15 protein-coding genes are annotated in these 14,321 nt (G+C 45.7%); 11 read left to right on the top strand and 4 right to left on the bottom strand.

Annotation, left to right across the window (positions count from 1 at the left end; all coding sequences use genetic code 11):
* Nucleotides 1-175: 175 nt before the first annotated feature.
* On the bottom strand, nucleotides 176-2,650 hold the full coding sequence (gene hrpB, locus FFR00_RS13680; protein WP_137673969.1) for an ATP-dependent helicase HrpB: 2,475 nt from the start codon (nucleotides 2,648-2,650) through the stop codon (nucleotides 176-178).
* 165 nt (nucleotides 2,651-2,815) lie between these two features.
* Here hrpB and sfsA point away from each other — a divergent pair, with 165 nt between their 5' ends.
* The 11 genes from sfsA (at nucleotide 2,816) to FFR00_RS13625 (ending at nucleotide 11,945) form a co-directional block, all read left to right on the top strand.
* Nucleotides 2,816-3,517 carry a DNA/RNA nuclease SfsA gene (gene sfsA, locus FFR00_RS13675; RefSeq protein WP_137673968.1) on the top strand — a complete coding sequence of 234 codons (702 nt, stop codon included), beginning with the start codon at nucleotides 2,816-2,818 and terminating at the stop codon, nucleotides 3,515-3,517.
* Between the two features lie 320 nt (nucleotides 3,518-3,837).
* Nucleotides 3,838-4,281, top strand: coding sequence for an RNA polymerase-binding protein DksA (dksA, locus tag FFR00_RS13670; RefSeq protein ID WP_137673967.1), 444 nt, complete (start codon nucleotides 3,838-3,840; stop codon nucleotides 4,279-4,281).
* Between the two features lie 70 nt (nucleotides 4,282-4,351).
* On the top strand, nucleotides 4,352-5,227 hold the full coding sequence (gene gluQRS, locus FFR00_RS13665; RefSeq protein ID WP_137673966.1) for a tRNA glutamyl-Q(34) synthetase GluQRS: 876 nt from the start codon (nucleotides 4,352-4,354) through the stop codon (nucleotides 5,225-5,227).
* A gap of 163 nt (nucleotides 5,228-5,390) precedes the next feature.
* A complete protein-coding gene (gene pcnB / locus FFR00_RS13660) occupies nucleotides 5,391-6,686 on the top strand; it encodes a polynucleotide adenylyltransferase PcnB (RefSeq protein WP_235836233.1) in 1,296 nt (431 codons plus the stop codon).
* Between the two features lie 2 nt (nucleotides 6,687-6,688).
* The gene (gene folK, locus FFR00_RS13655; RefSeq protein WP_137673964.1) at nucleotides 6,689-7,189 is read left to right on the top strand and encodes a 2-amino-4-hydroxy-6-hydroxymethyldihydropteridine diphosphokinase; all 501 of its coding nucleotides are present in this window, start codon (nucleotides 6,689-6,691) and stop codon (nucleotides 7,187-7,189) included.
* Between the two features lie 55 nt (nucleotides 7,190-7,244).
* Nucleotides 7,245-8,039, top strand: coding sequence for a 3-methyl-2-oxobutanoate hydroxymethyltransferase (gene panB, locus FFR00_RS13650; protein WP_137673963.1), 795 nt, complete (start codon nucleotides 7,245-7,247; stop codon nucleotides 8,037-8,039).
* Nucleotides 8,039-8,887: a pantoate--beta-alanine ligase gene (gene panC, locus FFR00_RS13645; RefSeq protein ID WP_137673962.1), complete on the top strand. Its 849-nt coding sequence runs from the start codon at nucleotides 8,039-8,041 to the stop codon at nucleotides 8,885-8,887. The genes panB and panC overlap by 1 nt, the downstream gene beginning before the upstream one ends.
* A gap of 25 nt (nucleotides 8,888-8,912) precedes the next feature.
* Entirely contained in the window at nucleotides 8,913-9,293 is a 381-nt protein-coding gene (gene panD / locus FFR00_RS13640; RefSeq protein WP_137673961.1) for an aspartate 1-decarboxylase, read from the top strand.
* A 240-nt stretch (nucleotides 9,294-9,533) separates the two neighbouring features.
* A complete protein-coding gene (locus FFR00_RS13635; protein ID WP_137673960.1) occupies nucleotides 9,534-9,926 on the top strand; it encodes a hypothetical protein in 393 nt (130 codons plus the stop codon).
* An 89-nt stretch (nucleotides 9,927-10,015) separates the two neighbouring features.
* Nucleotides 10,016-11,107, top strand: coding sequence for a methyl-accepting chemotaxis protein (locus FFR00_RS13630; RefSeq protein ID WP_137673959.1), 1,092 nt, complete (start codon nucleotides 10,016-10,018; stop codon nucleotides 11,105-11,107).
* A 1-nt stretch (nucleotide 11,108) separates the two neighbouring features.
* Complete coding sequence (locus FFR00_RS13625; protein ID WP_137673958.1) at nucleotides 11,109-11,945, top strand: nitrate- and nitrite sensing domain-containing protein; 837 nt, start codon at nucleotides 11,109-11,111, stop codon at nucleotides 11,943-11,945.
* Nucleotides 11,946-11,956: 11 nt separating this feature from the next.
* Here the strand turns inward: FFR00_RS13625 and FFR00_RS13620 are convergent, their stop codons facing one another.
* From FFR00_RS13620 to FFR00_RS13610, 3 genes are read right to left on the bottom strand one after another with little or no spacing between them, the layout of a single operon-like run.
* A complete protein-coding gene (locus FFR00_RS13620) occupies nucleotides 11,957-12,619 on the bottom strand; it encodes a tRNA (guanosine(46)-N(7))-methyltransferase TrmB (protein WP_137673957.1) in 663 nt (220 codons plus the stop codon).
* Entirely contained in the window at nucleotides 12,619-13,392 is a 774-nt protein-coding gene (locus tag FFR00_RS13615; protein ID WP_137673956.1) for an ABC transporter permease, read from the bottom strand. Before FFR00_RS13615 ends, FFR00_RS13620 begins: the two co-directional genes overlap by 1 nt.
* Nucleotides 13,389-14,306 carry an ABC transporter ATP-binding protein gene (locus FFR00_RS13610; protein WP_174235958.1) on the bottom strand — a complete coding sequence of 306 codons (918 nt, stop codon included), beginning with the start codon at nucleotides 14,304-14,306 and terminating at the stop codon, nucleotides 13,389-13,391. Before FFR00_RS13610 ends, FFR00_RS13615 begins: the two co-directional genes overlap by 4 nt.
* Nucleotides 14,307-14,321 lie beyond the last annotated feature (15 nt).

The raw sequence follows: 14,321 nt of genomic DNA, 5'->3' as shown, positions 1-14,321 counted from the left end.
AATGCGCCCAGTAACAAGGCTTAACTCGTTACAGCCCGAGCATGATATCCAGATAAATTGTTCGGATATACCATCCGCAGCATCACATACTGTCACGTATACCATGACAGTATAAATATTTGAAATGAGTTGAAATTAATGAAGAGTACGCTATAAATGCCTATTTAGAGGCAGCTTATGTTTTAGAGTAGTTAAGCTGTCGCTTTGTTTTATGGGTTGCTTGGGCATTCACCGGATCATCAGGCCAAGGGTGCTTGGGATAACGCCCTTTCATTTCTTTTTTTACCTCAACATAAGCGGATTGCCAAAAGCTGGCTAAATCTTGCGTCAGCTGCAGCGGTTTTCCACCCGGTGATAACAGCTCTAGAGTAATCGCTATTTTGTTCCCCAATTGCGGGGACTGTGGCTGCCCAAACATCTCTTGCAGCTTAATTGCCACTACCGGAGCTTGACCTAACTGATAACGAATAGCCGCTCGATTACCCGAGGGTGCCAAATAATGACTCGGTACCAGCTGTTCAATTTGTTGTTGTTGCTGCCAATCTAAGCGAGATTTTAAAGCCGCTAACCAGTCTATGCTTTTTAACTGCTGCCAACTGCGGCACGATTGTAAATGCATATTTAGCCATTGCTCAGCACTATCCACTAAGGCTTGGTCACTAAAGTCTAGGAGTTTTAGATCGCTAAACCACTGCTCTGCGCAACGCACCTTTTCTAACCACGCTTGGGCCCTGTCGCCAAGGGGTAACCAACTAAAGCCTTTACGATTAATTTGCTCAAGCCAAGCTTCTATCACTAGCTCTGGCTCTAGCTGATTGGCGGGTTGAGAAGACAGCACTAAGCTGCCCAACCTTTGCTGTTGCTCGGCCACTACCCGCTTGGCAGACTCAGACCACAAACAATGCAGTTGTTGGCTAAAACGCTCAGGCTGAAATTGGCGTAAACGCTCAATGTCTAGCTCGCAAGCTAAAGCCACACGACCTTGATTTCGCCCTTCTGGCCAATATAAATCGACCACCACCATGGCTGAATACTTCGCTAACGCTTGCTGGTCTTGCTGTAACTCCAAACCAAATCCAGCACTGGCAGTGTAGCTGTTAGCCTGGCGTTTTAAGGCAATCCTATCGGGGAATGCTTGTGCGAGTAATAATCCATCCCAATAAGGGTCAACAACTGCTTGTGAATGAATCTTAAGTCGCTGACTTAAGCTTGTTAGCTGTTGTTTGTATTGCTGTTTAGCCGCACCTTGTAGCTGCAAAATGGCTTGATTTGGCTCCACACCATTTAGCGGGGCATTAATATCTAATAATGCAGCTAATTCACAGGCTCGCCATAACAAGCCTTTCTGAGACAAATTGTTCTGCCATTGCTGAGCTTGATCTAACATCGCCACGCTGCGGGGCCCTAGGCCACTACTAGCTAAACCTTCTGCTCTAGCGGTTAAGCGGCCACCTTCTAGCAGCGCAAGTTGGCTTAACAGCTGCTCAGCTTGCGCCAAGTGCGCTGCTGGCGGCTGTTCTAGCCACTGCAATTCATTGGCGCTAGCGCCCCATTGCTGTAATTCAACCACTAAACGGCTTAACTCACTGCGACAAATCTCCGGGCTATTAGCAAACGGTCGATGGTTAAGTTGCTCTTCACTAAATAAGCGATAACAGTGGCCCGCTTGCAGTCGGCCAGCACGACCAGCGCGTTGAATTGCCGAGGCCTTACAAATCATTTTGGTTTGTAACCGAGTGGTACCACTGGTGGCATGGTAGCTGGCTTGGCGTTCTAGGCCGCTATCTACCACACAACTAATGCCGTCAATGGTCAAACTGGTTTCAGCAATATTGGTGGCTAGTACCACTTTACGTTTACCTGCCGCCGGAGGCTGAATCGCCGCTTGTTGCTCAGCCAAACTTAACTTGCCATACAGGCTATGTAGCTCTACTTCAGCATTGAGTTGGGCATCGAGCTGCTGGGCAACGTAACGGATTTCGGCATTACCAGGCAAAAATACCAATACATTTCCGGTTTGTTCGGCCAGTGCTTGTTGGGTGACCTTAGCAACGCGCTCACTCCATTGCCAATCTCGGTCTACGGGATGATAACTATAAGAAATCGGAAAACTGCGCCCCTCGCTTTCAAGTAATAAAGCCTCTGGCAATAGTTGCTGCAGAGCATCGCTTTCCAAGGTTGCAGACATTAACATCAATTTAAGTTCAGAGTTAAACGCCTGCTGTACTTCTAAACTAAGTGCTAAGCCTAAATCTGCATGAATACTACGCTCGTGAAATTCATCAAAGATAATTAACGCAACACCCGCTAACTCAGGGTCGGCTTGAATCAAGCGAGTGAGTATCCCCTCTGTTACCACCAACAACTGAGTATTAGCCGATTGCCGATTCTCACCACGCATTTGATAACCGACACGCTCACCCACTTTCTCCCCTAACTGGCTCGCAAGGTACTGAGCAATGTTTCGAGCCGCTAATCGCCGTGGCTCCAACATGATGATTTTTCCATCAAGCTTGGCTTGTTTAAGTAACATCAATGGCAGTGCGGTAGATTTACCCGCCCCTGGAGGAGCACAAACAATAAAGTGTTGTTGAGCCGCTAAGTGCTCGAGTAATGCGGGGAATATTTGTGCTACTGGTAGCGCGCTCAAAGCTGCTCCTCAAACCTAAAATCGTAAAACCCGTTTAGTGTACCCAATCAAGCACCATGACCCAAGTTCGCCTTTTCTAACCCCTAGCGCTCAAACAGCCAGGCTACTCGCTGGTATTCAATCAGTGTTAGCATGGGCTCACTATTTGTAAGATTACTCCAGCCAATGTCATTTGAATCTCCATTAAAGCCAGCCACATTAATCAAACGTTATAAGCGCTTTTTAGCCGATGTCACCTTGGCTGATGGTAGCGAAACCACCATATATTGCGCTAACACAGGCGCGATGACAGGCTGTGCAGAGCCTGGCAATACCGTTTGGTATAGCCAATCCAGCAACCCAAAACGTAAGTACTCACTTAGTTGGGAGCTAAGCCAAACTAAAGCGGGCGATATGATTTGCGTAAATACCGCTAAAGCCAATGAGTGGGTAGAACAGGCCATTAACCAGCAGGTGATTACTGAGTTACAGGATTATCAAAGCCTACGCCGCGAAGTGAAATATGGCAGCGAAAATAGTCGTATAGACTTTTTGTTAGAAGACCCACAGCGTGAAAACTGCTACATAGAAGTAAAATCTTGCACCTTATTGCAAGACGGTAAAGGCTACTTTCCCGATGCCGTCAGCACCCGTGGCCAAAAACACTTACGTGAATTGATGGAAATGAAACAGCAAGGACACCGCGCAGTATTGTTGTTTGCAGTGTTACACAGCGGCATCACGTCAGTACAAGCCGCTGCGCACATCGACCCTAAATATGCCGAACTTCTGCAACAGGCAAAACAACAGGGTGTAGAAGTATTAGCCTATAAAGCCGAGCTAAGCCCCCAAGCTTGCCAACTTCGCTCAGCCATTCCTACTGGCTAGGCCTCTGCGCAAAGAGTAGCTTTGTATATTATAATTTAGGGAGTATTAGCAGAGCCTAGATAAATTAAAACAGAAATGAACAGTGAGCCCCTGAAACAGTAAGTGACATATTTGTGACAATAGCACTTAGCGATTTACTACTTTAGAGGAGTGATTAAAAAACAAGCAAACAGTCTTCAATATGTGGCGTAGCTTAGGTGGAATTGGCAAATTCATGGCAATTCATTTGCGGAGCGTTAGCCTTTCTGATATAGATACCCGCCTAATTTACATCCTCGACTGTTTAACGAAAAAAGTCGTACGGAATTTGGGAGAGAAGTATGCCAGACGGCAAAAAGAAAACACTAGGTGTGCTCTCTATCGCAGGGGTTGAACCATATCAAGCTCAGCCTGGCGAAGAGTACATGAACGATGCTCAGATTGACCACTTCCGCACTATTCTTGAAGCGTGGCGTAACCAACTTCGTGAAGAAGTTGATCGCACTGTAACGCACATGAAAGACGAAGCGGCTAATTTCCCTGATCCAGTAGATCGCGCGGCCCAAGAGGAAGAATTCAGCCTTGAACTTCGTACTCGTGACCGCGAACGCAAGCTGATCAAAAAAATCGAAAAGACTTTGCTCAAAATTGAAGAAGACTTTGGTTTTTGTGATGCCTGTGGAGTGGAAATCGGTATTCGCCGTTTAGAAGCAAGGCCAACGGCCGATTTGTGTATCGATTGCAAAACCTTAGCAGAGATCAAAGAGAAACAATTGGTCGGCTAGTTTTGTTAAAACTTGGGCAGATTTGCTATCACTGCATTTCTGCCAAGTTTTATATTGTAAGACTTTAACTATGAGCGTTAAGCCCTACGTAGGCCGTTTTGCCCCCTCCCCTTCAGGCCCCTTACACTTAGGTTCTTTAGTTGCTGCTGTTGGCAGTTATCTGCAGGCGCGTAGCCAGCAAGGCCAGTGGTTAGTGCGAATTGAAGATATTGATCCCCCGCGTGAACAAGCCGGTGCAAGTAAGGTAATCCTCAAACAATTGGAGCAATTTGGCTTACATTGGGATGATTCGGTACTTTACCAAAGCCAACGTTTAACAGCCTATCAACAACAAATTGACCAATGGTTACACCAACAAGCTGCGTATTATTGCCAATGTACTCGCAAGCAAATTAAAGCAGCTGGCGGTTATTATCTCAGCACCTGTCGCGACTTAGCCTTAAATGGCGATAACTGCGCGACACGTTTATCCGCAAGTCGGCCAATATACAGTTTTAATGATCAACTGGCTGGAGAGGTTACTATTCCAAAGGCCCTAGCTGAAGAAGATTTCATTATTAAACGCCGAGATGGTTTATATGCCTACAACTTAGCGGTGAGCTTAGATGACGCCGAGCAAGGGGTTACCGAGGTAGTACGCGGCGCTGATATTATTCTTACCACAGGCAGGCAACTGGCTATTTTTGAATTATTAGCCAAAGCTGCACCTAATTATTTGCACCTGCCGTTAGTGCTAGATGAACATGGAAATAAGCTCAGTAAGCAAAACCATGCACCGTCTATTTCCGGTAAACAAAATCAGCAATTGCTGCTGCAAGCCTTACGTTATTTAGGTCAAGCAAGCGAAGCAGGCTGGCTTGAACTAAGCTGTGAACAAATATTAAACAAAGCCTTAGCTAACTGGCAGCTTTCAGCGATACCAAAAATCTCGCTACACAGCCAGTGAATTGGTTGTATTTCTTTGTAAAAAAGCTATATTAGCGCCTTATTTTTCACCATGTAGATAATGCGCGCTCAAGGGGGCACCCATTTTACGCAAACTCGCCAAAGTATATAAGCGGATCATAAATCCAAACAGTGCTGAGCCAGCTAAGCTGGAACAGCAAGTGATCCCCCGTGCTGAACACAATATCTCTCGCCAAGACATTAGCGAGAACGCGCTTAAAGTGTTGTATCGTCTACATAAATCTGGCTACAACGCTTACTTGGTAGGCGGCGGAGTACGAGATTTATTACTTGGCAAACAGCCAAAAGACTTTGATATAGCAACTAATGCTACCCCTGAGCAAATTAAGGCGCTATTTCGCAATTGTCGTTTAGTGGGCCGTCGCTTCCGTTTGGCGCATATACTATTTGGTCGCGAAATCATCGAAGTAGCTACCTTCCGTGGCCACCACGACAGTGAAGCCGCCAATACTGAATCGAAGCGCAGTGAAGAAGGTATGTTGCTGCGTGATAACGTATACGGCAGCATTGATGAAGACGCTGAACGTCGCGACTTCACCGTAAATGCCTTGTACTACAACATTGCCGATTTCTCAGTGGTGGATTTTGCTGGTGGTATTAGCGATATTGCAGACCGTCGTTTGCAACTGATTGGCGACCCAGAAACCCGTTATCGCGAAGACCCGGTGCGGATGCTCCGAGCAGTACGTTTTGCGGTAAAACTTGATTTTGATATAGCCAAAGAAAGTCGTGATCCAATTGCCCAATACGGTCATTTGTTAAAAGACATTCCAGCTGCGCGATTATTTGAAGAATGCTTAAAGCTATTTTTAAGCGGTGAAGGTAAATCTACCTTTAAAATGCTGGCCGATACACAATTGCTGTATCCACTATTCCCGTTGTTAAAACCCTTGTTACAGCCATGGGATGAAGACTCACCAGAACTGCGTTTTATGTTGATGGCTTTAGCCAGCACTGATAAACGAGTCCGTGGCGACCAAAAAGTAACACCAGCATTTGTATTTGCTGCCCTATTGTGGCCGCTATTAGAAATTAAGAAAGACGAGTTATTGATTGAGCTTTCGCTTGGCGAGCATGACGCCTCAGCTATGGCAATGACTTGGTTGCTGGATCAGCAATGTAAAAGCGTGGCCATTCCAAAGCGCTTTACCACCGGTGTCCGCGAGATTTGGCAATTGCAATCGCGCCTAGATCGCCGCTTTGGTAAGCGTGCTTTCCAAACCTTTGGTCATCCGCGCTTTAGGGCTGCGTTCGACTTTTTAGAATTACGTGCCAAAGCCACTCAAGATAACAACTTGGTAGAGCTAGCGAGTTGGTGGCAACAATGGCAACGCAGTAACGAGCAAGGTCGTAACACCATGGTACGAGAGCTTAATAAAGCGTCTGGCCGCAGTAAGAGTCGCCGTCGCCCGCGTAAGCCGAAGAAGACCGAAGGCTAATAATGGCCCGTTGTTTCCTTGCCCTAGGCAGCAATTTAGTTGATCCGCTCAAGCAAGCAATAGCTGCCAGGCAAACCTTGGCAGCTAGCCAACAGCTCACCCTCGTTAAAAGTTCTTCTTTGTATCAGAGCCGCCCAATGGGCCCGCAAGATCAACCTGACTACTTAAATGCAGTATTTGAGTTAGACACTGAGCTCGCGCCTCTAGAATTACTCAACCTCACTCAAAAAATTGAACTAGAGCAAGGCCGGCAACGCAAAGATGAACGCTGGGGCCCACGCACTCTCGACCTCGATATATTGCTCTACGGCAATCAAATCATCGATACTCCACGACTAACCGTCCCTCACTATGGAATGAAGCAGCGAGAGTTTGTATTATTACCGCTCGCCGAAATTGCCGCCGATTTGCACTTACCAGACCAAAGTTTGGTGCAACAATTAGCAGCATCTATTGATAGCAACGGCTTACAGATTTTTAAACGCCCTGCTGACTGGGCTTAAATACTATATTCACTAATTAATTTGTCTTGTTGTTAAAGGCAAACGGTAACTAACTATGAGCAGAATTACAGTTTCTCACTTACAAAAGTTTAAGCAAAATAACGAGAAATTTTCCTGTATCACCGCTTACGACGCTAGCTTTGCTTCGTTGTTTGACGAGCTAGGCATGCACTTGCTACTCATTGGCGATTCCTTAGGCATGGTATTGCAAGGCCATAAAGACACCCTAGCCGTAAGCGTAGATGACATTGCTTACCATACCCGTTGTGTAGCCCGTGGCACTGAAAAAACCATGATTGTTGCCGACATGCCATTTATGTCGTATGCCACGCCGGAACAAACCTACCAAAACGCTGCCAAACTCATGCAGGCTGGCGCGCAAATGGTAAAAGTTGAAGGCGGCGAATGGCTAAGCCCAACCATTAAAGGCTTGGTTGAGCGTGGAGTGCCTGTGTGTGGTCACCTAGGTTTAACTCCACAATCCGTGCACTTGTTTGGCGGCTACAAAGTTCAAGGCCGCGGCGAACAGCAAGCGCAAGAAATGCTAGAGCACGCTAAGCAATTAGAAACGGCAGGCATTCAATTATTAGTACTTGAATGTATTCCTACTGAGCTAGCAAAACTGATTACCGAAACTCTCACTATTCCGGTAATAGGCATAGGTGCAGGCAATGTGACTGACGGCCAGATCCTAGTGATGCACGATGCCTTTGGCATTAGCAAAGGGCATATTCCTAAGTTTTCGAAAAACTTTTTAACCGACACTGGCGACATTCGTGGCGCTATCAGCTTGTATCTAGAGCAAGTAGCTTCGGGAGAATTCCCTGGCGAGGCGCAGAGCTTCAGCTAATGATAACAACCGTAAATCTGCCGAAGCAATTACGTTCGGCACTACAAGGTGCTCGCCAGCAAAACCAGCGTATTGGTTTTGTGCCCACCATGGGTAACCTGCACGCAGGGCATATAGCCTTGGTGAAAGAAGCACAGCGCCACTGCGACGTGGTGGTGGTGTCTATCTTTGTCAATCCATTGCAGTTTAATAACAGTAGTGATTTAAACAGCTACCCTCGCACCCTAGAAGAAGATTTAGCCGCGTTAAGTCAAACAGGAGCAGACTTAGTCTTTATTCCTAGCGCAGAAGTACTGTACCCCAATGGTTTGTCGCTTGAGACCAAAGTCAATGTACCAGGCATTTCTACAATGTTGGAAGGTGCGCTGCGCCCTGGCCACTTTGAAGGCGTTTCCACGGTAGTCTGTAAACTATTTAATCTGGTTCAGCCTAACGTCGCGGTATTTGGTGAGAAAGACTTTCAGCAGCTCGCTTTAATTCGAAAAATGACCACTGATTTATTGCTGCCAATTGAGATTATTGGCCTTGCGACGGTACGAGAGCCAGACGGCCTAGCCATGAGTTCGCGAAATACGCGTTTAAGCTCCCAGCAGCGCCTGCAAGCGCCGCAGTTAGCCCAGCAAATGCAACTCATTGCTCGGCAACTAAATCACAACAATGCCCTCCAATTACAAGCTCAAGCTATTCAACAGCTAGAGCTACAAGGCTTTCGCTGTGACGGCATCGATATAGTTGATGCCAACACACTTGAGCCCATTACTTCACAATCAACCACTGCAGTTGTTCTTATGGCCGCTTTCCTAGGGGAAGTGAGACTAATAGACAACTATGTGGTTGAATTAAGCTAATTTGTCGATCAATAGAGAGAACGTCATGCAAACTACCATGCTAAAAGGCAAACTACACCAAGCGCGCGTTACCCACGCGGAACTAAACTATGAAGGTTCATGCGCTATCGACCAAGATGTGTTGGATCAAGCTGGTATCCTCGAATACGAAAAAATTGATATCTACAACATTGAGAACGGTGAGCGCTTTTCTACTTACGCTATTTCTGGCGAGCGCGGTTCTAAGATTATTTCGGTAAACGGTGCAGCTGCTCGTCGCGCAGCAGTAGGCGATCGCGTCATTATATGTGCTTATGTAAGCATGAGTAACGAAGACGCTAAAAACCACAAACCTTCTTTAGTGTATTTAAACGAAAATAACGACATCGTTCGCACCAGCAAAGACATTCCTGTACAACTAGCCTAAGCACTATGGCTGTGCACAGTGACAAAAGGCGCACCATTGCAGTGCGCCTTTTTGATTCAATGTTCAATAAGCATTAACAAATCCTGCTTTAATAACATCTAATTAGCACTTACAAAACAACCCGCCAACATCGTTCCCTTATGTAGCGCATAATTTTACCAATTTAGAAAAAACCTAGCTCTTGGTTTGCTTTTTGCTTTATTCAAAGCGAATTTACGCTTACTTGCACCGGGAGCAGTAGTGCTAAGTATTTACCTAATATTGATGGTGTTGTTTGCTTTAGCCATGGTGCCGATCCCCAGCCTAATCAAAACCCATAAACGCGCCGATAAACAGCAACAGATTGAACATAGCCAACTTCTACAATCGCTCTCTCATATCACTCGGCGACATTGGCGATTGCACGCCCAAAAGCTATGCGACCCGCTCTATTCGCCCGCTGAATTAGATAGTACCAAAGAACAAATTGATGAAATTATGGTGCTACTACAAGCCCGCATAAACTATCGGCATTGCCAACACTTAGAGAATATTATTGCTCATTGGCAAGCACTCTCGCACTGTGAGCAGTTAGCCATGTTGCGACATCATCATCAACAAATATTGCAGCTAAGCCAACAAGTAACTGAATAGGCTTTTAGACAAAAAACTCAAAAAGGAATGGTCTTTGCTTTGTGGTAACTAAGATTTACAAAATACGCTGATATGTATGAGGAGTTTTGATGCATAAAGCCACCACCACATTTAATAGTTTCTTGTTAGCTTACTTACTACTCACCATAGTGAGTGTTGTTAACCTGCAGCACCAGCCAAGCTTATTAGCCTTAACCTTAACTTGTTTATGTGTATGCTTAGCCATTTCTAGCTTATTCATTCTAAAGCTGTTAATCAGCCAAATTCAGCAACCGGATCAAGAACAAAGTAAAGGTTTAGCTAGCTATTTTTTCCAAGATTCACGTCATCAACAAATGGAGTTACTCAGGCAGCAGCAACGCCGCGTGATAGAACAGCAAGATGCCTTAGACGAAATTAACCACTGTTCGGCGGAGCTATCTTTACAAGCCCAATCAGTAGCAAGTGGAGCGATACAGCAAGCCGACGCTAGCCAAGCCTCTGCCAGTGCCGTAGTAGAAATGAGCGAGAGCATTAAAGACGTAGCCGAACAGGTGAAGCAAGTAGCTCAAGCCAGTTACGAAGCCAAAAGTTTTTCTGAACTAGGCCAAGAGGCCGCATTAGCGGCTCAGCAAGGCACCGAAAAAATGGTCGCCAAAGGTGAAGTCAGCCTCGATAAAGTGACCCAATTACATCAAAAGTCACACACAGTAAGTAGTATTTCAAAAACCATTGAAGAAATAGCCGAGCAAACCAACTTGCTGGCTCTCAATGCTTCAATTGAAGCGGCGCGAGCGGGCGAGCACGGACGTGGGTTTGCGATTGTGGCTAACGAAGTAAGAAACCTAGCCAACCGAAGCCATCAATCGGCCAACGAAATTAGCCAGAGCATGCAAGATGTGCAAGGCAACATTAACGAAGTATTGGAGCATATCACCCAGCTCACCACTCAAGCTCAGGACATTCAACATACCGTGGACAATTCACGTCAACAGCTCAAACGCATTTATATCAAAAACCAAGAGCTACAAGCACAAACCGAAATCATTGCTAGCAATAGCGAGCAACAACATGCAGCCACTATTGAGCTATCGGCTCATATTAACCAAGTCGCCGACTCTGCGCGCAATAACACAGCCAGTGCAGAGCAAAGTGCCAGCATTGCCAAACACCTTAGTGTGTTAAGTCAGCAAGGAGCTTAATATGAACACTAGCGCCATTATTGCCACCAGCATACTAAGCTTATTGAGTCTTGCGGCCATTGTGTCTTGGCTTTTAGCCAAACGCCGAACGCAACAACAATACGCCGGTCTTGCGGCCCTTAAACAACTAAAAAACCTGGTGGTAGCAATTCAGAAACATCGCGGGTTAAGCTGTGCCTTTCTCAATGGAGACCAGCAACAGATCCATGCCTTAGAGCAACAACAACGGGAAGTAGGCAAAAGCCGACAACTGCTCGCCGACAACAGTTTTGTCGCTAGCCAATCTCGTTGGGATAGTTTTCTGCAGCATTGGCCGCGTTTACAACAGAGCTGGAAAGAGAACAATTTAGAAAACAACATTGCCCAACACAGTTTAATGATTAAGAACTTGCTGTTTTTATCACAAGACTTGGCGGGGTTTTATTGCTTAACTACGCTAAGTAAACAACACAAAAACATTGATTTTTTGTGGCACGAATTGCTAGAAACAGCGGAATCGATTGGCCAAGTAAGAGCTCTAGGCACCGGCTTAGCTGCAGCCAAGAAAAGCAGTAGCGTGGAGCGAATTCGCTTAGCCTTTTTGCATAACAAAATTTCGCAAATAGACGCGCAGTCGCTAAATCACTTTGCCAATAGCTTTGTGCCAGACGATCCTGCCTATCAACCGCTGCTTGAGCATTTACTCACCACCATAGATGAAGAGCTGATTAAAAAGCCTAATCCGTCTATTTCTGTGAATGAGTATTTTCAGCAGGCCAGTAAGGTTCTAGACGGGCTTTACCAACTGTTTGATGCCGGTATCGCCCATTTAGAAGCTCAGCAACACGCTAAGCATTAGTAAGATTTAGCTTAAGATAAGTGGCTTTGCAGCTGCCAAAGCTGTTGGCCACTATTTTGATATTTACGCTCAAATGCCGTAATCGGCTTATCGCTCTGATAAGAGTTGAGCTCGCTGTTGTAACCCGCCATTGTTAAGGCAATTTGGAACTCTTCTAAGTAGGTCACCCAATTGCTACGTAACTCCAGCGTTCCGCCCAGCTTAAGCATATAAGGGAATACCGCACTGCCGTGCCAACGGCGCTGCAAGTGGCGCGATTTAGGCCAAGGGTTTGGGTATAAAACGTAATGATGGCTTGGCTGCCAGCCAGCTTCTAGTGCTAGCCGCCAAAAATCATTCAAGTCCACCTGCAATAGCAAATAGTTTTGCCCTGCTTGGTCAAAATGCGCCTGATGTTTAGTGAGCCGGTGAGCAGATTTGTCCATCCCTATCACCAAGGCTTCTGGGTGCAACTCAGCCAAAGCAGCGGTACTTACACCGGTGCCACAACAAGAATCAAACACCAAGGGGCGACCCGCGGCTTCAACTTGCTTTTCCAATTGATGAAATGCATCTAGGGTATGTTGCTGATAAGGCTTTTGAAAAGGCTCATCAAGATGGCGTTGAACCACCTTGCGTAAGTTTTCGTGAATGCCCTGCTGATTAGAGCTAACGCTTCGAGAGTTACCTTCCATTAGGCACGTAACCCGTAACCACGTTTAATCAAGATAAGCGCCCACGTGTATAGAATAATGATAGAGCCAATAATCATGCTAAATGATAACCATAGCGATACGTCACTGATCCCTAAAAAGCCAAAACGGAACGCATTTACCATGTATACAATGGGGTTGATTTGCGACACGCTCTGCCAAAAATCAGGCAACAAACTGATGGAATAGAATACACCACCTAAGTAAGTCAATGGGGTCAATATGAAGGTGGGGATAATGCTAATGTCATCAAAAGTATTGGCGTAGATGGCGTTGATTAAACCACCTAAAGAAAACAATACCGAGGTTAGTAGCACGGTGAGCCCAATAGCCGCAATGCTATGCAACTGCAGTGGCACAAAAAACAGCGACACCAAAGTAACAATAAAGCCCACGATCAAACCACGTGTTACACCGCCGCCCACAAAACCCAAGATAATAATATAGTTAGGTACTGGAGCAACTAGCAGCTCTTCGATATTGCGTTGGAATTTGCAGCTAAAGAAAGACGAGGCAACGTTAGAGTATGAATTGGTAATCACCGACATCATAATCAAGCCAGGTACAATAAACTCCATGTAGCTATAGCCACCCATTTGACCAATACGAGATCCAATCAAATTACCAAAGATCACAAAGTACAAGCTCATGGTAATCGCCGGTGGCACTAAGGTTTGCACCCAAATGCGGCCAAAGCGAATAATCTCTTTGGTTAAAATACTTTTTAAAGCGGTGCCATATAATGCCAGTTTCATGCTTGCCTCCCTTGCGCCACTAGGGTCACAAACAGCTCTTCCAAACGGTTAGCCTTATTGCGCATACTCTGCACTACTACCCCATTCTCATCTAATAAACGAAACACTGAGTTAAGCCCTTGGCTCTTTTCTACATCCACTTCTAAAGTATGTTTGTCTATTAAACGAGTAGTGAAACCGTTCAAAGCAATGGCTTGGTGGTCGCCTTGGATATCAAAAATAAAGGTTTCAACATTTAGCTTAGAAAGCAGTTGTTTCATTGAGGTATTTTCTACCAGCTCACCTTTATCTATGATACCGATGTTACGGCACAACATCTCCGCCTCTTCGAGGTAGTGAGTAGTTAGAATAATGGTAATTCCTTGCTTGTTTAGCTGTTTCAAGAAATCCCACATAGAACGGCGCAACTCAATATCTACGCCTGCGGTAGGCTCATCTAAAATAAGCAGCTGAGGCTCATGCATTAATGCTCGCGCAATCATTAAACGGCGTTTCATACCACCCGACAACTCACGGGCTCGAGCATTGCGCTTTTCCCACAAATCTAACTGCGATAAGTACTTCTCAGCACGCTCCATCGCCAAGGGCCGTGGCACACCGTAGTAACCTGCTTGATTCACCACAATTTGCAGCACTGTTTCAAACTGGTTGAAGTTAAATTCTTGAGGCACTAAACCCACATAAGATTTGGCGGCTTCTAGGTCTGTATCAATATCGTGACCAAAAATCGTCACGCTACCTTCAGATTTATTTACCAAAGAGGTAATCACCCCAATCGAAGTAGATTTACCCGCACCATTTGGCCCAAGCAGTGCAAAAAAGTCACCCTGCTCTACCACTAAATCAAAGCCTTTTACCGCTTGCACACCACCGGGGTAGGTTTTCTTCAAACCTTGAATTGCTAACGCCTGCATAATCACTACTTAATT

Origin of the sequence: Agarivorans sp. Toyoura001 (assembly GCF_005405585.1) — a bacterium.
GTDB lineage: Bacteria > Pseudomonadota > Gammaproteobacteria > Enterobacterales > Celerinatantimonadaceae > Agarivorans.
Note: the sequence above shows the minus strand (reverse complement) of the source record. Positions and strands in the feature narration are given on the sequence as shown.

What these genes read in the sequence shown, in the direction of transcription:
- FFR00_RS13610 (WP_174235958.1), bottom strand. Translation starts at nt 14,306, where the DNA reads ATGCAGGCGTTAGCAATTCAAGGTTTGAAGAAAACCTACCCCGGTGGT.
- FFR00_RS13630 (WP_137673959.1), top strand. Translation starts at nt 10,016, where the DNA reads ATGCATAAAGCCACCACCACATTTAATAGTTTCTTGTTAGCTTACTTA.
- folK (WP_137673964.1), top strand. Translation starts at nt 6,689, where the DNA reads ATGGCCCGTTGTTTCCTTGCCCTAGGCAGCAATTTAGTTGATCCGCTC.
- FFR00_RS13620 (WP_137673957.1), bottom strand. Translation starts at nt 12,619, where the DNA reads ATGGAAGGTAACTCTCGAAGCGTTAGCTCTAATCAGCAGGGCATTCAC.
- sfsA (WP_137673968.1), top strand. Translation starts at nt 2,816, where the DNA reads ATGTCATTTGAATCTCCATTAAAGCCAGCCACATTAATCAAACGTTAT.
- gluQRS (WP_137673966.1), top strand. Translation starts at nt 4,352, where the DNA reads ATGAGCGTTAAGCCCTACGTAGGCCGTTTTGCCCCCTCCCCTTCAGGC.
- FFR00_RS13615 (WP_137673956.1), bottom strand. Translation starts at nt 13,392, where the DNA reads ATGAAACTGGCATTATATGGCACCGCTTTAAAAAGTATTTTAACCAAA.
- panC (WP_137673962.1), top strand. Translation starts at nt 8,039, where the DNA reads ATGATAACAACCGTAAATCTGCCGAAGCAATTACGTTCGGCACTACAA.
- dksA (WP_137673967.1), top strand. Translation starts at nt 3,838, where the DNA reads ATGCCAGACGGCAAAAAGAAAACACTAGGTGTGCTCTCTATCGCAGGG.
- panB (WP_137673963.1), top strand. Translation starts at nt 7,245, where the DNA reads ATGAGCAGAATTACAGTTTCTCACTTACAAAAGTTTAAGCAAAATAAC.
- FFR00_RS13625 (WP_137673958.1), top strand. Translation starts at nt 11,109, where the DNA reads ATGAACACTAGCGCCATTATTGCCACCAGCATACTAAGCTTATTGAGT.
- panD (WP_137673961.1), top strand. Translation starts at nt 8,913, where the DNA reads ATGCAAACTACCATGCTAAAAGGCAAACTACACCAAGCGCGCGTTACC.